Origin of the sequence: Clostridium sp. FP1 (assembly GCF_011065975.2) — a bacterium.
Lineage (GTDB): Bacteria > Bacillota > Clostridia > Clostridiales > Clostridiaceae > Clostridium_AD > Clostridium_AD tagluense.
Map to the genome: position 1 here is coordinate 1,284,988 of NZ_JAAMNJ020000001.1, position 19,526 is coordinate 1,304,513.

At 30.0% G+C, this 19,526-nt stretch carries 16 protein-coding genes; 14 read left to right on the forward strand and 2 right to left on the reverse strand.

Annotation, left to right across the window (positions count from 1 at the left end; translation table 11 throughout):
* Positions 1 to 165: 165 nt before the first annotated feature.
* Positions 166 to 1,209 (forward strand): calcium/proton exchanger, encoded by a 1,044-nt coding sequence (cax, locus tag G9F70_RS06250; protein WP_164945308.1) that lies wholly within the window; start codon positions 166 to 168, stop codon positions 1,207 to 1,209.
* Positions 1,210 to 1,322: 113 nt separating this feature from the next.
* Here the strand turns inward: cax and G9F70_RS06255 are convergent, their stop codons facing one another.
* A complete protein-coding gene (locus G9F70_RS06255; protein WP_164945309.1) occupies positions 1,323 to 1,922 on the reverse strand; it encodes a hypothetical protein in 600 nt (199 codons plus the stop codon).
* A gap of 94 nt (positions 1,923 to 2,016) precedes the next feature.
* On the opposite strand from G9F70_RS06255, the gene G9F70_RS06260 reads away from it, so the two are divergent.
* The 6 genes from G9F70_RS06260 to G9F70_RS06285 all read left to right on the forward strand — a co-directional run bounded on the left by G9F70_RS06260 (position 2,017) and on the right by G9F70_RS06285 (position 8,413).
* Entirely contained in the window at positions 2,017 to 2,256 is a 240-nt protein-coding gene (locus G9F70_RS06260; RefSeq protein ID WP_224617451.1) for a hypothetical protein, read from the forward strand.
* Complete coding sequence (locus G9F70_RS06265) at positions 2,168 to 2,911, forward strand: copper homeostasis protein CutC (protein WP_164945310.1); 744 nt, start codon at positions 2,168 to 2,170, stop codon at positions 2,909 to 2,911. Before G9F70_RS06260 ends, G9F70_RS06265 begins: the two co-directional genes overlap by 89 nt.
* A 61-nt stretch (positions 2,912 to 2,972) precedes the next feature.
* On the forward strand, positions 2,973 to 5,564 hold the full coding sequence (locus G9F70_RS06270) for a transglutaminase domain-containing protein (RefSeq protein WP_164945311.1): 2,592 nt from the start codon (positions 2,973 to 2,975) through the stop codon (positions 5,562 to 5,564).
* Between the two features lie 98 nt (positions 5,565 to 5,662).
* Entirely contained in the window at positions 5,663 to 5,812 is a 150-nt protein-coding gene (locus G9F70_RS06275; protein WP_224617452.1) for a hypothetical protein, read from the forward strand.
* A 195-nt stretch (positions 5,813 to 6,007) separates the two neighbouring features.
* Positions 6,008 to 7,906 (forward strand): ribosomal protection-like ABC-F family protein, encoded by a 1,899-nt coding sequence (gene abc-f, locus G9F70_RS06280; protein ID WP_164945313.1) that lies wholly within the window; start codon positions 6,008 to 6,010, stop codon positions 7,904 to 7,906.
* 15 nt (positions 7,907 to 7,921) lie between these two features.
* Positions 7,922 to 8,413: an MFS transporter gene (locus tag G9F70_RS06285; protein ID WP_164945314.1), complete on the forward strand. Its 492-nt coding sequence runs from the start codon at positions 7,922 to 7,924 to the stop codon at positions 8,411 to 8,413.
* Between the two features lie 130 nt (positions 8,414 to 8,543).
* Here the strand turns inward: G9F70_RS06285 and G9F70_RS06290 are convergent, their stop codons facing one another.
* Positions 8,544 to 10,676: a methyl-accepting chemotaxis protein gene (locus G9F70_RS06290; protein ID WP_164945315.1), complete on the reverse strand. Its 2,133-nt coding sequence runs from the start codon at positions 10,674 to 10,676 to the stop codon at positions 8,544 to 8,546.
* A 333-nt stretch (positions 10,677 to 11,009) separates the two neighbouring features.
* On the opposite strand from G9F70_RS06290, the gene G9F70_RS06295 reads away from it, so the two are divergent.
* The 7 genes from G9F70_RS06295 to G9F70_RS06325 all read left to right on the forward strand — a co-directional run bounded on the left by G9F70_RS06295 (position 11,010) and on the right by G9F70_RS06325 (position 19,526).
* Positions 11,010 to 12,242: an aminopeptidase gene (locus G9F70_RS06295; RefSeq protein WP_202882627.1), complete on the forward strand. Its 1,233-nt coding sequence runs from the start codon at positions 11,010 to 11,012 to the stop codon at positions 12,240 to 12,242.
* 161 nt (positions 12,243 to 12,403) lie between these two features.
* A complete protein-coding gene (locus G9F70_RS06300) occupies positions 12,404 to 13,645 on the forward strand; it encodes a hypothetical protein (protein ID WP_164945316.1) in 1,242 nt (413 codons plus the stop codon).
* 76 nt (positions 13,646 to 13,721) lie between these two features.
* Complete coding sequence (locus tag G9F70_RS06305) at positions 13,722 to 15,053, forward strand: sensor histidine kinase (RefSeq protein WP_164945317.1); 1,332 nt, start codon at positions 13,722 to 13,724, stop codon at positions 15,051 to 15,053.
* Positions 15,054 to 15,328: 275 nt separating this feature from the next.
* Complete coding sequence (locus tag G9F70_RS06310) at positions 15,329 to 15,496, forward strand: zinc-ribbon domain-containing protein (RefSeq protein ID WP_164945318.1); 168 nt, start codon at positions 15,329 to 15,331, stop codon at positions 15,494 to 15,496.
* Positions 15,497 to 15,832: 336 nt separating this feature from the next.
* The gene (locus G9F70_RS06315; protein ID WP_164945319.1) at positions 15,833 to 17,314 is read left to right on the forward strand and encodes a spore germination protein; all 1,482 of its coding nucleotides are present in this window, start codon (positions 15,833 to 15,835) and stop codon (positions 17,312 to 17,314) included.
* An 8-nt stretch (positions 17,315 to 17,322) separates the two neighbouring features.
* Positions 17,323 to 18,417 carry a GerAB/ArcD/ProY family transporter gene (locus tag G9F70_RS06320; protein WP_224617808.1) on the forward strand — a complete coding sequence of 365 codons (1,095 nt, stop codon included), beginning with the start codon at positions 17,323 to 17,325 and terminating at the stop codon, positions 18,415 to 18,417.
* Positions 18,414 to 19,526: a Ger(x)C family spore germination protein gene (locus G9F70_RS06325; RefSeq protein WP_164945321.1), complete on the forward strand. Its 1,113-nt coding sequence runs from the start codon at positions 18,414 to 18,416 to the stop codon at positions 19,524 to 19,526. The genes G9F70_RS06320 and G9F70_RS06325 overlap by 4 nt, the downstream gene beginning before the upstream one ends.

The window sequence follows — 19,526 nt, forward strand, 5'->3', positions numbered from 1 at the left end:
AAGTGAAGAAAAATTGGTCATCCTGTAACTGATTATGCAATTTGGAGGAATTTAAAACTATATTATGGTATAATTGTTTGATTAATAATGGTTTCATTTTTTAAATTTATATGATAGGGGTGAAAAACTGCTAGAAAAAATAAATTTTCATGGCAGTAAAGGATTATGAAGTATCTTAGATATTTATTAATACTAATACCAGTTAGTATAGTGTTTAAATTTATGCATTTAAGTCCTACTTTAATTTTTGTTACATCGGCTCTTGCAATTATACCTTTGGCGGGACTCATGGGTGAAGCTACAGAAGAAATATCGGTGTATTCAGGGCCTAGGATAGGCGGATTTTTAAATGCCACATTTGGAAATGCTACCGAATTAATAATAGCTTTCTTTGCTCTTAAAGAAGGCTTGTTCGAAGTAGTTAAAGCATCAATTGTTGGTTCTGTAATAGGAAATATATTACTTGTGTTAGGGGCAAGTATGATTTTTGGTGGTTGCAAATTTAAGACACAAAGTTTTAACAAAAAAGCTGTTGAAGTTTCTTCTAGTATGCTTTTATTTTCAGTAATAGGTCTAAGTATACCAGCAATATTTACTCATACAGTTAAGGTTGATTTATTGACTTCAAAATATGAAAGTCTAAGTATTGCTGTAGCGCTAATTATGTTCCTTATATATATTTTAGGATTATACTTTTCATTTTTTACTCACAAAGATATATATGGAGCTGAGCATAAAGGGGAAGTTCAATCAAAATGGAGTTTGAAAAAATCTATTTTAGTTCTTATAATTGCAACGCTATGTATAGCTATTGAGAGTGAATTTTTAGTTGGATCAGTAGAAGCAATGACGAAAGCTATAGGCTTTAGTAGTTTTTTTGTGGGAATAATTATTATACCTATCATAGGAAATGCTGCAGAACATAGTACGGCAGTTATAATGGCACTAAAAAACAAAATGGATGTAGCAGTAGAAATTGCAATAGGTTCAAGCCTACAAATAATATTATTTGTTGCTCCAATATTAATTTTTTTAAGTTTATTATTTAAACCTATGAGTATTATTTTTAATGAGTTTGAGCTAGTGGCACTAATAGTATCAGTGATTATAGCAAATAGGGTTGCTAGCGATGGTGAATCAAATTGGCTTGAAGGAGTTCAACTTATAGCAGTTTATATAATTATCGCTATATGTTTTTTAATACTTTAGCAAGTTCAGTTAGGTCTTACTCACAAAAACCCTAAGAGTGCAAAATTTAAATAAAAATACAGTTAAAACCATGATTTCATCAGGGTCTTAACTGTATTTTTTTACGAAATACACTATTTTTTCATTTCTTGTTTTCCAGTGACTTTACTTGTAGCATCCATTTTGAATGTGGATTTAGCTTCAGCTGTAGTAAAATATACATTTCCATCAACTGTAGCATCTATTAACTTAAAATTGCTTGCTGAAACATAGAGATCCCCTTTGAAAGTTCCATGTTCTATACTGCCCATAGGACTTTTAAAAGTTAATTTTGGCGCAGTCAAAGTGTATCTAGCAGTTACGGTTTTATTTTCATCTTGTGCGTATAGAGCTATTTTACGTTGCATAATGTCCTTGCCAGCTGCATCTTTTTTGCCGTTTTTAAACTCACCTTCAACCACAAGATCCTTATTAATAGCTAAATCTTTTGTTATTGCAATAATCCATGTACCTTTGCTACTTATAGCATTTTCAAAGGCGGCGGCGCTATCTACTATTGAAGCTGTGGTTACTACATTTGGGGTTATTACTGGTGGTTTCGTTTGTGGTGTTGTTACCTGCGGTGTTTTTGTTTGTGGTGTTGTTACCTGTGGTGCTTTTACAGGAGTTTTAGCACACCCCACAAACAATATAGTTGATAGGGCTAATGTTAATAATATGTTTTTGGCCTTCATTAGAAATCCTCCTTGTAGTTATATAGTTTTTATTACAAATTTAGTATAACCAGAATGAAGAAAATTATTGTTCAAATAAAGTTAATCTGTTATCATGGCAGAAAATATAATAATTTTAGAGGAAGAGATAGGTTTTGAGGTAGAGATTTTTTTTGAAAAGTGTATAGTAGAGAGTGGAATGGATGCTTTTTATACTGTGGCAAGCATCTATGTATCACTTATTTGCAGAAGAGGAGTAGAATACTATGTCATTTATTTTAGAAGTTTGTGTGGATTCAGTAGAGTCAGCTATGGAAGCAGTAAAAGGTGGAGCAAATCGTCTGGAACTTTGTAGCGCTCTAATTATTGGGGGCACTACACCCAATATAAACCTATTCAAGTTAATAAAAGAAAAAACGAATATAGAAATGAATATTTTAATTAGGCCTAGATATGGTGATTTTTGTTATACAGAAGATGAATTTGAGATAATGAAAAGAGATATCAAAATCTTTAAAAAAGCTGGTGCCAGCGGAGTAGTTATAGGAATGTTAAAACCAGATGGAACCTTGGAGATAGACAGAATGAAAGAGCTTATAGCTTTGGCAGAAGGAATGTATATAACCCTTCATCGCGCCTTTGATGTTTGCAGAAATCCTTTTACTACATTAGAAGAGGCAAAGAAATTAGGAATCAGTTCTATTTTAACCTCAGGTCAGAAAAATAAATGTACGGAAGGTAGAGAACTTTTAAAAGAATTGGTAGGAAAATCAGAAGACAAGATTGAAATTCTCATAGGAAGTGGTATAAATTCAGGTAATGTAGAAGACGTAATAAGATATACTAAATCCTATGCGGTACATACTTCTGGAAAGATGGAAGTTGAAAGTGATATGGAATATAGAAAAGAAGATATAAGTATGGGATTTCCTATACTTAGTGAATATGTTATTCTAAGAACTCAAAGTGAAGAAATAGCAAAAATTAGAGAAATTTTAGAAAAGTTTTAGATGAAATGGGCAAGTGAATGAGTATAGGATTAGCAATAGAATGTGTAAAAGGAGATGGAATATGGAATATACAGGTGAGGTAAAAGAATATGTAAATCATAGATTTATAGAGGCATTAGACTTATTTGGATATAAAAAAAAGGATATACTTTATAAGCTGTCCTTATGTAAGGAGGAGGAAAGGTTTTTAATGGAATATTTATATTCTAAAATGCCTTTAAGTGACATCTCTAATTATGATTTTGAGCTTTTTTACAAATATGTTGAACATGCTATTTTTTTAAGGGGAAATACTCCTTGGGCTGTTAAAATTCCTGAAGATATTTTTTTGAATTATGTGCTTCACTATCGTATTAATAATGAGGATATAGAAGACTGTAGAAAAATATTTTATGATATGATATATCATAGATTAGAAAATAAAAGCATGTATGAGGCGGTTTTAGAAGTTAACTATTGGTGCGCTGAGAATGCAACATATAAATCAACGGATGAAAGGACAGCCTCACCTCTTACAGTATTAAAATGTTCATATGGAAGGTGTGGAGAAGAATCTACGGTTACAGTTACCGCTCTTCGAAGCGTGGGAATACCAGCAAGGCAGATATACACCCCAAGATGGGCTCATTGTGATGATAATCATGCTTGGGTAGAAGTATGGTGTGATGGAAGGTGGCATTATCTCGGAGCATGCGAGCCAGAACCTGCGTTAGACAAAGGTTGGTTTACCTCAGCAGCAGCTAGAGCCATGGTTATTCACAGCAGAGCATTTTCTGATTACTACAAAAATGAGGATATAATATCAAAGAATAAGGCAGTAACCACTATTAATAATATTAGTAAATATGCTGATTCAAAAGTTTTTTATGTTAAGGTTCTAAATTCAAAAAATATGCCTGTAGAAAAAGCCATAGTGAGATTTGAAATACTTAATTATTCTGAATTAGTACCTGTAGCAATATTGTACACAGATGAAAAAGGATTAGCCCACATAAACATTGGACTTGGAACCATAGCTATTAATGTGGTTAAAAATGGCAGATTTATATACAAAATGGTTGATACAAAAATTTCCACGGAAATTATATTTAACATTGATGATGCAGTAGAGTACGAAGAAAAAATTGGAGTAGAACAGATTCAGATAGTACCTCCAGTTGATAAAAGGGCCTTGCCCTACAACATAACGGAAGAAGAAAAAGACAAAGGAAAAAAGAGATTTGAATATTGCAATAGAGCTCGAGAAGAAAAGAATAATAAAATAATGGCGAATATAGATAAAATTGAATATTTAGGTAAGTATGATTGTGAAATTAGAAAGATACTATTAACTGCTATGGGAAACTATACTGAAATATTACAATTTTTAAATTGTAATCATAATGATGAAGACTTAAAAAAGAGGATAGATTTATTAATGTGTTTATCAAAGAAGGATTATGTAGACAGCAGATGTAGCATATTAAATTCCCACATTAATAGTATTGATGGTTTTGATAAAAATTACCCTAAAGAAATATATTTTAACTATGTACTTTGTCCAAGAATATATAAGGAAAAAATTACGGGTTTTAAGCAGTTTATTATTAACTATTTTGCTACCAATTTAAAAGATAGCTTTATAAAAAATCCTACCAAGGTATGGAATTATATTAAGAAAAATATAATAGAACTCCCAGAGCATGACTATGAAGAGTTATATGCTACACCTGCAGAGATGCTTAAAATAGGAAGAGGAGGCCTTATATCTAAGAAGATTTTGTTTGTGGCTATATGCAGAAGTATAGGTATACCTGCTAGGATAAATAGTAGTGATTTATCTATAGAATATTATAAATATTGCAATGAAAGTCGCAGAGGCTTTATAAAGGTAGAGGATAAATATAACTCAGTAAATTCGCAGGTTATAATTAGTAATACCAATAAAATAAAGCTTAAGTACTATCAGAATTGGACTATAGCATTATTAGAAAATGGGGTGTACAGAACCCTTGTTTTAAGTAAAGATATACTACCGGGTAATAAAGCTAATATTAGTGTTCCTTCTGGTCATTATAGAATTTTAACCTCCAACAGATTACCTAATGGAAGCATATTTGTGAACAAGCATACTTTTGAGGTTAAAAATAAGGAAACAAAATCTATAAATATAAGCCTTAGAGATTCAAAAATTTCAGACATGTTAGAGAATTATGAGCTTGAAGATTTTAATCTTAGGGATATCAATGGAAATATAATCAATGCCTCTGATTTAATAAAAGATGAAAAAAGCATCATTATATGGATAGAAGAAGGCAAAGAACCCACAGAGCATATCTTAAACGAAATAATAGAAAGGCAACAAGATTTTACAAATATAAATGGACAAATTATATTTGTGCTAAGAGATAGTTCTGCAAAGCAGAATAAAACACTACAAAGAGTGTATGAATTAATCCCAATCATAAAAACTTATTTTGATGATTTTTCTGAAAATGTAAATACCATAGCGAGAAGAATGTATTTAGAACCAGATAAGCTTCCTTTAGTACTTGTTTCTAATAATTGTAATAACAGCAAGGATATTAATAATAACTGCATAAACGGAATCTATGCTTGTAGTGGATATAATGTGGGCATAGGAGATTTGCTCATTAAAATTATAAAGGACTAATTATTAAACTTATAGAATAATAAAAAATTACATTATTGATATTAAATAAAATTTATGGTAATATTAAATTATTAAGTTTTTAATATACGGAGGTGAAAATGATGGCTAAGTTCTTTTTAGAAAATACAATTTTAGACAGACTACCAATGGCATTATCTGTAATTACACATACTGATTTCAATTTTACGGGAGAAGTCCGTTCAAAATTGAATATATCACTAAAAAGAAGTGAGTTATCTTTGCCTTAAATACATTATAATTATGTTATTTTGAAACCAGGTGAGGACTATCTTGCCTGGTTTTTTACTGCGATTATATAATGAATTAGTATATCTGATTTAGATTAAAATCAAAACACAAAAACTCCGGCAAGTATTTATTGCGGGGGTTTTATTATTTTGTAGAGAAAAATTCATATTGAAAACATAGAGGAGGAATTAATAATGATAGAATTAGCGTTAAAAGAAGTAGAAAAATATTTTGGGGGTAATAGGATTTTTGAAAGTATTACTTTTGAAGTTCAAAGCGATGAAAGAGTTGGTTTAATAGGAAGAAATGGTTGTGGTAAAACTACAGTTTTCAAAATTATTGCGGGTTTAGAAAGCCAAGATAAAGGTAGCATATCCATAAGAAAAAATGCCACTGTAGGATATTTACATCAAATACCAGATTATCCGCAGCAGTTTAAAGTAATAGATGTTTTAAAAATTGCTTTTAAAATTCAATACCAAATAAATAGAGAACTTAAAATATTAGAAGTGCAAATGGCTAGTTTAAAGGACCGTGAATTAGAATGTGCATTAAGAAAATATGGTGAACTCAATGAACTTTATGAAGCAAAAGGTGGTTACGAAATAGAAGAAAAAATGAGTAAGGTATGTACTGGATTAAAGTTTACTGAGGAGTTTTTAAGTAGAGAATTTATAAGTCTAAGTGGTGGTGAAAAAACTATTGTGATATTAGGGAAAATTTTACTTGAAAATCCAGATATACTTCTTCTGGATGAACCTTCAAATCATTTAGACGTAACATCTATAGAATGGCTTGAAACTTATCTTAAAGGGTACAAAGGCACAGTAATAGTTATTTCACATGATAGATATTTTTTGGATAGAGTTGTAACAAAAATAGTTGAAATTGAGGATGGCGAAACATCATTTTATAATGGTAATTATTCTTATTACGTCAAAGAAAAGGAAAGAAGGGTTCTTGAACAATTTGAAGCATTTAAAGATCAACAGAAAAAAATAAAGGCTATGGAAAAAGCAATAAAACAACTAAGGGCATGGGCTATTCAGGCGGATAACGAAAAGTTTTTCAAAAGAGCAGCAAGTATGCAAAAAAGATTAGATAAAGTAGTAAGAGTCGATAAGCCTCTAATAAATCAACCTAAAATTCAATTGGATTTTGCGGAGACTGATAGATCTGGCAGGGATGTAGTAAGTATTAAAGGTTTATGTAAAAGCTTTGACCAAAAGGAAATATTAGAGGATTTAAATTTAGAGATTAGATATGGTGAATGTACGGCTTTATTAGGAGATAATGGAAGCGGTAAATCAACTATTATAAAAACGCTTTTAGGTGAAGTTCAGGCAGATTATGGCGAAGTCAAGTTAGGGTCTAACACCAAAATAGGATATCTTCCTCAAAATATAACTTTTAATAATGAAGATTTAACCGTGATTGATACTTTTAGAGAGGATATGTTTATTTTAGAAGGTCCAGCTAGAGGAATACTTGCTAAGTTTTTATTTTATGGAGAAAGTGTTTTTAAAAAGGTTAAAAATCTATCAGGAGGAGAAAAAAGTAGACTTAAGCTTTGCATGCTAATTCAAAATGACATAAATCTTTTGATACTTGATGAACCTACAAATCATTTGGATATAGATTCAAGAGAGAACCTTGAAGAAGCTCTAATGGAGTTTAGTGGAACTATATTATTTATATCTCATGATAGATTTTTCATAAACAAACTTGCGATAAGAATATGTGAAATAGAAGATAAAAAGATTGTAAGTTACCAGGGAAATTATGAATATTACAAAGAAAAGAAAAATGAATTTAAGCGAAATAAAATAGAGACCCCTAATAAGGAAAAAGAGAAAAAGTCAAAGAATAAAGAAAACAATCAAAAACAAACAAGCAATAATAAGCTAAGAGAAGTAGAAACCTTAGAAAGTAGAATACAAGAGCTTGAATCAAAACTTAAAGAGATAGATATTGAAATGAATCAAAATGGCCGTGAATATGAAAAATTGTTAGAATTAGGTGGAGAAAAAGAAAAAATCAAAGAACAATTAGATAAATCCATTGAAAGGTGGATGGAAATAGAAAACTTTTAATAGTGGGGGGGCAAAATGGAATATAAAAATAAATTAAGAAAAAATGTATTTAAAAATTATATATTTACTTTTATTAATAGATTTGATCTTACACGCGGAATATGGATGATATATTTAGCATCAAAAGGTTTATCTTTAACGGAAGTTGGTTTGGTAGAGGCTATATTCCACATAACTTCATTTCTAATGGAAATACCTACTGGAGCAGTAGCAGATATTTGGGGAAGAAAAGCTAGTAGAATATGTGGGAGAATCAGCACATTAATAGCTGCTATTATATTAATATATTCAAATAGTTTTTGGGGCTTTGTAATAGGATTTATAGTATCAGCACTGTCTTACAATTTAGAATCAGGTGCAGGGGAAGCATTATTATACGATTCTTTAAAAGAAATAGGGGAAGAAAAAAAATATATGAAGGTATTAGGTAAAAATGAAATAATAATGCAAATGGCTCATACATGGGGGCTATTAGTTGGTGGTTTTTTATCTGATTATGGTTCTTAGGCGTAATAAAAAATAGACAAATAGAATATTAGATAGCCTATAAACAATTTAGTGTAAACTAAATAAAAATACTCTTTCTTGGCAATAATGGAGAAAATAAATCTCTAAATATTGCAAGAAAGAGTATTTTTTATATTTTAAATATAGACACAACTTCTTTTAGATTTTTGGTGCTTTGTGCGCTCTTCTTAACAAGCTCATTTACTCTATTTATGTTTTCAAGTATTCCATAGGTTTTTTCGGAAATCGATTGTGTACCCTGTGCTCCGTGATTTACAGTTTCAGTTACCTCATTTATTGCAGTAACTATTCCATCTATGGAGGTTGAAAGGTCATCCATCTTTGTTCCTACTGATGTAACAAAGCTACCTATAAATTTTGAATCGGTATTATAAGTTTCACCTGTATTAACCATTTCTTTATAATCGTTTAACACTTGACTATCAATAAAATTTAATATTTGTTCAGAGCTTGTTGAAAGGTCACGTACAGATTCTACAACTACAGAGGTTACGTTTTGAATTTCACTTACAGTAGATTTTGACTGCTCTGCAAGCTTTCTTATTTCATCTGCAACAACTGCAAATCCACGCCCAACTTCTCCAGCTCTTGCAGCTTCAATTGCGGCATTTAGAGCTAAAAGATTAGTTTGAGATGATATTTTAAGTATCGAGTCTGAAAGAACATTTATTTTTTCTACAGATTGAGATTTTTCTATTGCTAAAGATAAAACATCTTTTGTTTCATTATATAGGTCATAAGCTTTTTTAGAAGAATGGAGTGCATTATTTTTAAGTTCTTCTGCCCTTAGCTTTATTTTTTGTGAAGCTACCTGACCTCCATCTGTTCTAGTTTTCATATTTAACACATTAATTTGCATCTCACTTGTAGATGCATTCATCTCCTCTGCTGAGGCAGCGGTTTCTTCCATACCTGCTGCAAGTTCTTCAACAGTTGCTGAAGTTTCATCCGTTTGTACAATAAGATTGTCCATAGAAACTTGAACAGCTTTAAATACATCTTCTATTTCAGATGATTTATTTACTACATTTGAAATTATGCTTCTAAGTTTTATTATTGTAGTATCCAGGGCTGTCATCATTTTTCCAATCTCATCATTAGTTTTATATGAATCATCTATATTAATGCTTAAATCTCCCTCGGACATTCTATCTAATATTTTTAAGGTTTGTGATAATGGCTTTGTTATCTTATGTACGCTAAATATTATTATAGTTATTAATAAAATCAATGAGATAATACCTGTAATCAAACAAATACTAAGCATTTTATTATAATCAACTAATATATTATTCTTAGGTATAACACTTGAAAAAGCCCATTTTATATCAGAACCCTGAATTGAAATTGGGACTGTTACCCTAAGTACCTTTGTTTTTAGGAGACTTGAAGTTTCAAAGTTCATGTAATTCTTATTATTATCAATAGTATTAAGTATAGTTTTCCAATTTTTATCTTTCTCTAATGGATTTTGAAGTATAAGCTTGGAATTTAGGGGTTGTGCTGCATAAATTCCATTTTGGCTATTTATTTCAACATATCCTCCCATAGGCTTTATTTTAGATGCTAGTATTTGTAAGTCAGATACTCCAACATCTAGAACAATAACACCGGCAAAGGTATTATCATCTTTAATTATTGGAACAACAACTTGCGAAATCATCACATCTTTATTATCTATTGTATAATTACCTGGTTCACTTAAATAAGTTTTGTTCCTTTCTTTTACAGAATCATACCATTCCATTTCCTCTTTTGTGCTGTTATCTGGAAAACCTGATTCTACTGCATATCCAGTTCCACTTCTTGATACATATGGTTTAAATAAGCCCTTTTTGCCATATATAAATTCCTGTGATTTATTTTTGGTATAATTAATATCTTTTCCATCAAATGCATTTGGCTCATAAAAAACTCCAACTCCAAATATGGAAGGCGTTTTTTTCAATATGTGTTTTTCAATTTCTATAACTTGTTCCCTGGTAATTTGACGCTTGTTTCTAAGGGTTTCTATGTTACTTGCCATAGTTTGTGCAATTACTACTTTTTCATTAAAAATATTCTGAATCTCCATAGAATATCTATGTGAGGTCTCAATTGCAATGTTTTCAGCTTGAGTAAGACTTTGCTTATAAATATTGTTTAGTAGTATGGAAAATATACCCAAGAAACACACCGATAAAACTAAAGACATAACTAGAATTATTTTGCTAGATATGTTTAGGTCTTTGTAACTTTTCATATTTAATCTCCAATCTATAAATATATGTATATTATTTACAAATGAGTATTTATAAATATATATTTACAAACTATACTACCATACATGAAATATTTGTCAATATTTGAAGTGATTTGTATTACTATCAGTAGATAAATGACTTATTCATTATCTTTAATAAGTAATCTAATATTAAATACCTAAAATGACCTTTTGTGGTATTATTCTCTCGAAGTATATGTTAGAATATCATAATTAGATTTTATATTATTACTTAAATTAGGGATTTTAAATGATAGTAGTTAGTTTATTTCAGATGACTCGTATCTAAATTGTAGAAGGAGGAGTTTTATTGTGAAAAATGAATTATTAGAAAAATATGCTCTTTTATTGGTGAAAACAGGGATTAATATTCAAAAGGATCAAACACTTGTAATCAATTCTCCCATAGAGTGTGCCTCCTTTACTAGAACCCTATCTAAAATTGCTTATGTTGAAGGTGCTAGGGAGGTAGTTATAAATTGGAGGGATGAATTGTCTTCAAAAATAAAATTCATGCATGCTCCAGAAGAGGTTTTTGAAGAATATCCAGACTGGCAGAGAGATTTTTATGTGTCAAATGTACGCAAGGGAGCTGCTTTTTTAAGTATTTCAGCCTCTGACCCTGAGCTTATGAAGGAAGTTAATCCTGAGAGAATGGCAAAATCACATAAAGCAGCAAGTAATGCAATAAAGGAATATAGAGATAGGCTTATGAGCAATAGAAATGTTTGGTGTGTTGCATCAATTCCAACTATAGCCTGGGCAAAAAAAGTTTTCCCAGAATTATCAGAGGAAGAAGCAGTGGAAAAACTTTGGGACTCTATATTTAAAACAGTAAGGGTAGATACAATTGACCCTGTTGCTTCATGGGAAACGCACAAAAGCAATCTAAAGAAAAGCATGGACTTTTTAAATGGGAATAACTTTAAATATCTAAAATATAAGAATTCATTGGGCACTGATCTTGTCATTGAACTTCCAGAAAATCATTTATGGCTTGGAGGATCAGAATACACACCAGAAGGCGTGGAGTTTATAGCTAATATGCCGACTGAGGAGGTATTTACACTTCCTAAAAAAACTGGAGTTAATGGAGTAGTAGTTTGCTCAAAACCTTTAAACTATAATGGAAATCTAATTGAAAAATTCTCCCTTACTTTTAAAGATGGGAAAATTGTAGATTTCAAAGCAGAAAAAGGTTACGACATTTTAAAGAGCATCATTGAAACTGATGAAGGATCACATTATCTGGGTGAAGTAGCATTAGTACCATATGATTCTCCCATATCAAATTCAAATATATTGTTTTATAATACACTGTTTGATGAAAATGCTTCTTGTCATTTGGCTATCGGAAAAGCATATCCAGTATGCATAAAAAATGGTGAAAATTTAAGTGATGAGGAACTTTCAAAATCAGGAGTTAATGATTCTACTGTGCATGAAGATTTTATGGTTGGCACGGAGGACTTGCAAATAATAGGTATTACAGAGGATGGAAGTGAAGTAACTGTATTTAAAAACGGAAATTTTGTAGTATCCTAGGTGATAATTTAACTTATAATTTGAATATCATAAAAAATAACAAGTAAGTATGCTATCATACTTACTTGTTATTTTTTATTATATATATTTTTTTGAATAAAACATAAATACATGTAAATAATTACAATATATATAATAAATAAGATAATAAGGAGTAAACTATGGAAATAATTGATTTAAAAAAAATGTTAGATAAGGAGGTAGAACCTGTTTGTAAATTAGAAGGAAAACTTTTTTTAAGGGAAACAGTAAAAGTTTTTGATGACTTGCTTAAAGACTCAGACATTATAAATTATTACACTTATGATATTGAAAATAATAAAATGAGCCATATTAATATAGGTAAAGAAAAAATATTATTAGATTTTTTTCAGCAGAGTGAAGTGGAGGGCGAGAATGGCTTTTATTATCTTACTGTTAAAAAACAGCTTTTAATTAACGAATATACTTTGAATAGTGTTAACATAAATACTTCTGAGATTACATCAGTATTTAAATTTGAAATGGACACGCGATTTGATAATTTGTTAGTAGAAAAATTAGATGTGGATAAATTTTTAGTGTTTTTTAAGCAAGAACATCAATTAACCTTTGAAGAATTTGAGAGTTTTGAAACGCCAATTGAAAGTTATGGATATGAAAAGGCCATACTTTATAATGTAAATAGCCGTAAAAATTTTGAAGTAGAGGATAAATCATTCTTAAGAGGACTTCGCTCCGTATTTTTTAAGACCACTTTAAAAAATGAAGAATGTGTGGTTTATGAAGAAAATTATTTAGAACCTTATGACAAGGAGCAAATATATAATGAGGTGCATAGAGGGAGAAAATCTAAAAAAGATCAATTTTTTTACTGGGATAGTCTTAAATACTTACCACTAGAAAAATTCATTAGTGAAATTGAGGGTGGCTATGAAAAATTAAGCTTTGTAGATATGGAAATTCAGGGTCTTGATGGTTATGAGTTTTTTTCTGGAGTAGATAAAGACAATATTTATTATGAAGTAAATAAGTTTGGAAAAGAAAATAGTGATGCTATGATTATATTAAATAAGGAAAGCCTTGAAAAAAAGACAATTAAATTACTTTCAGAATGTGAGGGTGATGCATTTATAAGTTCTTCCGATTATTCTTGGAATTTAGATGGTAAGTATAAAGTTATTTTTCGAAAAAGCCTTATTTCTAATAAGCAATTAAAAGTGAAAGAAATTATAAATGGTAATATTGATTATAATTATGGAAAAAAATTAGGATATCCAAAGGAGTGTATAAACAGTCGTTATTTAATTACTTCTACTATTAGGGAGGGGCCAAACACGTCTATTATTGATATGGAAACAGATAAGATAGAAACACATAAAAAGGAACATACGGTTTTTGATGATTATTTAGTTTTATTTTAAGTTATAAATAGAGGGAAAAATGTATTTATGTGTAATTATATAATAAAGAGATTATTGTACCAAAAGGGGGATAAAATTGAATAGGACGCTATATGTTCATATTATTTTTATAGTTATTGTTTTAATACTTATTATATTTTTCCTTTTTACAAATATTTTGAAATTTATAACAGTAAAAAAAGAGATAGTAAAAGAAAAGAAAATACTTCAAGCTATATTAGATTCAACTGGGGATGGTATTTTAGTTGTGGATAAAGATGGACGAAAAATTAACAATAACAATAAATTCGCTAAGATGTGGGGAATGTCTGAAGAAATTTTACAGAGAAATAATAATATAGAAATGATTAATCATGCTAAAAACCAATTAATAGATCCAAATGAGCTTGATAAAAGTATAAAAGCAAAACTTAATGCTTTGCAAAGTGAAATAAACTTTATTAATTTCAAAGATGGAAGAGTAGTTGAACTATTAGTTCAACCGCTAATAATAGAATATAAATCAAGTGGTACGGTTTGGAACTTTAGAGATATTACTGAAAAAATACAAATAGATGAATTGCAGAAGGAAGTTAAGATAAAAGAAAACTTAATAGAAAAAGCAAAGGAATATGAAAACATAAAGGATCAATTTTTTAGTACTATATCTCATGAATTGAAAACACCTTTAAATATAATATTAGGTGTTGTTCAATTAATAGATAAAACTTTTTGTCAGGAAAAATTTTGTACTAATCATGAAAAACTAAAGAAGTATATGAATATATCTAAGCAAAATTGCTTTAGACTGGTAAAATTAATTAATAATTTAATTGATATTAACAAGTTTGATTCCGGGTTTATGCATATGGAGTATAAAAATTATAATATTGTAAGTGTGGTAGAAAATATAACGCTTTCTATTGCAGAATATGTAGAGAGCAAAGGAATTCAACTTATATTTGATACAGAAATAGAAGAGAGAATAGTTTCCTGTGATGCAGAAAAACTTGAAAGAGTTATGTTAAACTTACTTTCTAACTCTATAAAATTTACAAAATGTGGGGGAACTATAATGGTGAGCATATATGATAAAGTGGAAAGTATACTGATTTCTGTAAAAGACACTGGTATAGGAATACCAATAGATATGAAGGAAAAAGTATTTGATAGATTTACACAAGTGGATTCTACTTTAAGGAGAGAAGCAGAGGGAAGCGGAATTGGGCTTTCACTTGTAAAAGCAATTGTAGAACTACATAAGGGAACAATTAATTTGGAAAGCAGTGTTGGGATTGGAAGTGAATTTATAATTGAATTCCCAGTGGTAGTAGTAGAGGAACAATCTTATGTTAGAGAAGAAGTAGCTGCATCCATTCACAGTAATGTAGAAAGGATAAATATTGAATTTTCTGACATATATTCATAAAATCACAGTGTTATCATATTTCAATTGGAAACAAACAGGGAAACGTGATTTTTAGGTGGCAATATTTGATTAAAAAAATTAGATATAATATATAAATATATTAAAAAATGTATTGTAAGTATTTATTAAATATGTTAATATAAGTATATAATAGTAATAAAAAATTACTATGTAGAAGAATCTAATCTGATAAACAACATATTCTCTTTTGTTTAGGAAATTATTGTTAATCAAATTTAGATCTTAATTTTCAAATAAAAGGGGGAATATTTAAAATGGCAGACAAAAATTTAATTTGTAAAGACTGTGGAAAAGAATTCGTATTCACTGAGGGTGAACAAGATTTCTACAAAGAAAAAGGATTTGAAAATGAACCACAAAGATGTGCTGAGTGTAGAAAAGCAAGAAAACAACAAAATAACAAACCATCTTTTAGAAAATAGTTTAAATAAGTAATTTACACCCTATAAGAATTTAATCTTATAGGGTTTTTGTTTTTTTTAATATTTAACATAATATTAAGGCAATTATTCGAAATTTATATATAAGAGCACTGGATATAATACTGTTACGCAGTAAGTATCTAGTGCTCTTATATTACTTTTAAGAGATAAAATCTATTATTGGAGTTAGTAAATAGTTAAAATTAACCTAGGAAAAATAAAAGTGGATATTTTAGATAAAATAAGAGAAACTATGTAATATAAAAATGAAAATGGAATCAAATTATTAGTAATTCTAATTATACTTATCTATGAGAAAAGGGGATGGTAATTGCAATGGAAAATGGAGATCTAAATGGAAATATTGATTTAATTAGAGAGGGGCTTGGCAAGCAAAGTCCTATGGTGGTAAAGCATTTTTATATTGGTATGGATGAACCTTTGGAAGCTGCTATTATATATGTCAATGGAATTACAAACAAGGATATTATTGATAGAGACATATTAAATCCTCTGATGATTCATATAGGAGAAAATTTAAATGGAAGGGCAAATATAGGAGATTATCTATGTAAAAGATATATTTCCATGAGCAACACATTGGTAGAACTCGATTTAAATGTAGTTGTTGATCATCTTAAAAGAGGAAAAACTGCAGTGGTGATAAATGGCGCGTTAGAAGTGATAATAGCTGACACTACAGGGGGACAACAGAGGGCTATTATGGAGCCTATGAATGAAACAGCAGCAAAAGGTCCAAGAGATGGTTTTGTAGAAAATTTAGAAGTAAATATTAGCCTTATTCGAAGAAAAGTCAAGGATAAGAATCTTAACATTGAGTTGTTTAATTTAGGAAAAAGACTTCAGAGTGACGTGGCAATGGTTTATATAGACGATGTAGTAGATAAACAGGTATTGGGAGAATTAAAAAAGAGGATAGAAGCCGTTGATGTAGATTCTGTACTTTCAGCGGGAAAGCTTGAGCAATATATTGAAGACTATGCATATACCATTTTTCCACAGGCTTATGGTACAGAAAGACCAGATAGAGCTATTGGAAATATGTTAGAAGGGCGAATAATTCTTCTTATAGAAGGAACACCGTTGGTGCTATTGTATCCAGCAACATTCATGCAATTTTTCCAGGCCACAGAGGATTATACTCAAAGAGTTATTGTAGCTTCTTTTGCAAGACTTCTTAGGATTTTGGCGGCAATTATTGTTGTTACCCTGCCTTCTATTTATTTAACATTAATAAAGTTTAATGTAGAACTTATACCTATAAAATTTGTAACCCCTATTGTTCAATCAAGGGTAGGAATTGCTTTAACTCCATTTTTAGAGATTATGGCTATGGAAGTAGTTGTGGAGTTTTTAAGAGAGGGCGGCTTAAGGCTACCTACTAAAATAGCTCAAACCTTAAGTTTGGTAGGTGGTATTATTATAGGTGATACCGCAATTAGATCAAGAATGGTGAGCCCCACTACCTTGCTTATAGTGGGAATTACGGTAATAACTACCTTCTTAATCCCTAATTATGATATGTCTCTTTCTATTCGATTGTTAAGGTTTCCCATGCTTATATTAGCGAACATTATGGGTATATTTGGAATAGCTGTAGGATGGTTTTTAATTTTAGCTCATCTTTCCTCTTTAGATAGCCTAGGTGTACCATATTTTGAGTTTCATAAAGGTGATATGAAGGACACCTTTATTAGAGCACCCTTGTGGAAGATGAATAAACGGCCAGAGGCGATTCCCCATGGAGATCCAATAAGGCAGACGGATTTTAGGAATAAGTTTAAGAAAAAAAGGTAGTGGATAAAATGCAAGGAGGCTCTAATAAAAAACAAAATTACTTAACAGTAAGTCAGTTTGCCCTTATTATATTTGGTAGCATTGTTGGAGTTGGTGTTTTATCGCTTCCAAATGCTGTGGTAGAAGTTGCTCATCAGGATGGATGGATTTCCACTTTAATAGGAGGAATATATCCATTGTATATTGTCATCCTAGCTAGCTATATAAGCAAAAAATTTCCGAGTGATAGTATATTAATATTAAGCAAAAAATATTTTGGTAAAATAATTGGAACTATTTTAAATTTAATTTTCGGGACTTATTTTATATTTATTGCATCCATGGTAGCTAGTTATTATACCAACCTAATGCGAAATTATATAATGGGATTTTTAACTCCTTTTAAAATAATAGCTATACTTTTTATCTGCATTATTTATGTGGCTTCTAGAGGGGTGAAGGTGGTAGGGAGAATTAGTGAAATTTCTTTTTATTTTACAATAATTCTACTTTTGTCAACTGTAGTAGCACTGCGAGATGCGAACATGACAAATATTTCCCCTATATTTGGTTCTGGTATTAGTTCAATAATAAAGGGAAGTGTGAAATCAGCTTTTAGTTATGGAGGAGCAGAAATAATTTTAATTATTTATCCTTTTCTTAAAGAGAAAAATAAGATGTTGGTCTCTTCTCTTATAAGTGTAGCTATAGGTATAGTTCTTTATGTATGGAGTGTATTTATAACCACTTATTATTTAGGACCGGATATTGTGTCCAAAAACTATTGGTCACTTTTATTGGTGATGGGTAGTGTAACAGTATCAGTAATCAATAATTATAAATATATTTTTATGACTTTTTGGAGTTTAATTGCATTTAGCAGTATGAGCATTAACGGATACGCAAGTATATATATTTTAAAAGATTTTCAACCTAAAATGGAGATGAAAAAAATTTACTTTTTAATTTATCCACTTCTTGTATATTTGGCAGTTATATATGGCAATGAAATAAGTAGACAAAACATTAGTGAAAATATCATGCCTTTCTATATCATATTTAATTTATTCTATATGACGGCTATTGCTGTATTTATTTTTTTCAAGGGAGGTGCGAAAGCTTGAACAAGAAAAAATACGCTATCATAATCATCGGTGTACTTACTTATGTGTTTATTATGCTTGGACAGGGTAGGGTTCCTATTGAAGAGGTCACAATTATTAATGGCATTGGCTATGATATAGATAGAAAAGGTGAAGATACTATGGAATATAGCATACCAATTAGTACTAATATTTACAAATCAAGTGGTGCCCAAGTAAATTTGCTATTTAAAGATGAAGGTAAAAGTTTAGGAGAAGTAATTCAACAAAGGCAAAAAAAGATGGATAAAAAGTTTGTCCAAGGACATGAACACGTAATTTTAATTAGTGAGGAGTATGCAAGATATGGTTTAAAAACAATGATCGAGGATAGATTTAGAAATGCAGAAGCAAATGATATGGCTTATATGGCAATATGTAAAGGAAAAGCAGAGGATTACTTGAAATATCAGAAAAAGGGGTATATCAGTGCTTCAGAGTATATAGGTGGGCTTATAGAAAATTATGGCGATTACAGTTTTTTTTCTAATAATTATAAGTTAATTGATGCATATGTGAGGATTGGAGCGGAGGGTAGAAATCTAGTTCTTCCATATATAGATATAACAGAAGAAGGAATAGAAATTACTGGCTTAGCAATTTTTAATGAGGATAAAATGGTAGAACTTGCAGATGTAAAAAACGGTAGAACTCTTAATTTATTGAAAAATGATGGAGTTAAAGGGCGAGTTTCACTGCAAAAGAATTCTAAGGAATATATTGATTTTGATGCAAAAACTGGCAAAAGAAAAGTGAAATGTTATAGGCAAGGGGATAAATATAGTTTCATTATTGATTTAGCCTTCACAGGTACAGTTTCTAATAATGAAATGTATGTTGATATGATAAAAAATATAAACATACAAAAAGAATTTGAAAAAGACATGGCAAAAAGTATAGAGAGTGGATGTTATGATTTTATAAAGGTAATGCAAAATGATTATAAGCTTGATTGTATTGAACTGGGAAGAGAAGCTGCCGCCAAGTATGGAAGGCAAAAAGGTATTGATTGGAATGAAGTGGCTTCCAATGCAGATATTAAAGTAAATGTAAAGGTTAAGGTGGATTTACAGGGTAGAGGAGATTATTAA

Coding starts and splice junctions, on each gene's coding strand:
- cax (WP_164945308.1), top strand. CDS start 166: ATGAAGTATCTTAGATATTTATTAATACTAATACCAGTTAGTATAGTG.
- G9F70_RS06255 (WP_164945309.1), bottom strand. CDS start 1,922: ATGAAGGCCAAAAACATATTATTAACATTAGCCCTATCAACTATATTG.
- G9F70_RS06260 (WP_224617451.1), top strand. CDS start 2,017: ATGGCAGAAAATATAATAATTTTAGAGGAAGAGATAGGTTTTGAGGTA.
- G9F70_RS06265 (WP_164945310.1), top strand. CDS start 2,168: ATGTCATTTATTTTAGAAGTTTGTGTGGATTCAGTAGAGTCAGCTATG.
- G9F70_RS06270 (WP_164945311.1), top strand. CDS start 2,973: ATGGAATATACAGGTGAGGTAAAAGAATATGTAAATCATAGATTTATA.
- G9F70_RS06275 (WP_224617452.1), top strand. CDS start 5,663: ATGATGGCTAAGTTCTTTTTAGAAAATACAATTTTAGACAGACTACCA.
- abc-f (WP_164945313.1), top strand. CDS start 6,008: ATGATAGAATTAGCGTTAAAAGAAGTAGAAAAATATTTTGGGGGTAAT.
- G9F70_RS06285 (WP_164945314.1), top strand. CDS start 7,922: ATGGAATATAAAAATAAATTAAGAAAAAATGTATTTAAAAATTATATA.
- G9F70_RS06290 (WP_164945315.1), bottom strand. CDS start 10,676: ATGAAAAGTTACAAAGACCTAAACATATCTAGCAAAATAATTCTAGTT.
- G9F70_RS06300 (WP_164945316.1), top strand. CDS start 12,404: ATGGAAATAATTGATTTAAAAAAAATGTTAGATAAGGAGGTAGAACCT.
- G9F70_RS06310 (WP_164945318.1), top strand. CDS start 15,329: ATGGCAGACAAAAATTTAATTTGTAAAGACTGTGGAAAAGAATTCGTA.
- G9F70_RS06315 (WP_164945319.1), top strand. CDS start 15,833: ATGGAAAATGGAGATCTAAATGGAAATATTGATTTAATTAGAGAGGGG.
- G9F70_RS06320 (WP_224617808.1), top strand. CDS start 17,323: ATGCAAGGAGGCTCTAATAAAAAACAAAATTACTTAACAGTAAGTCAG.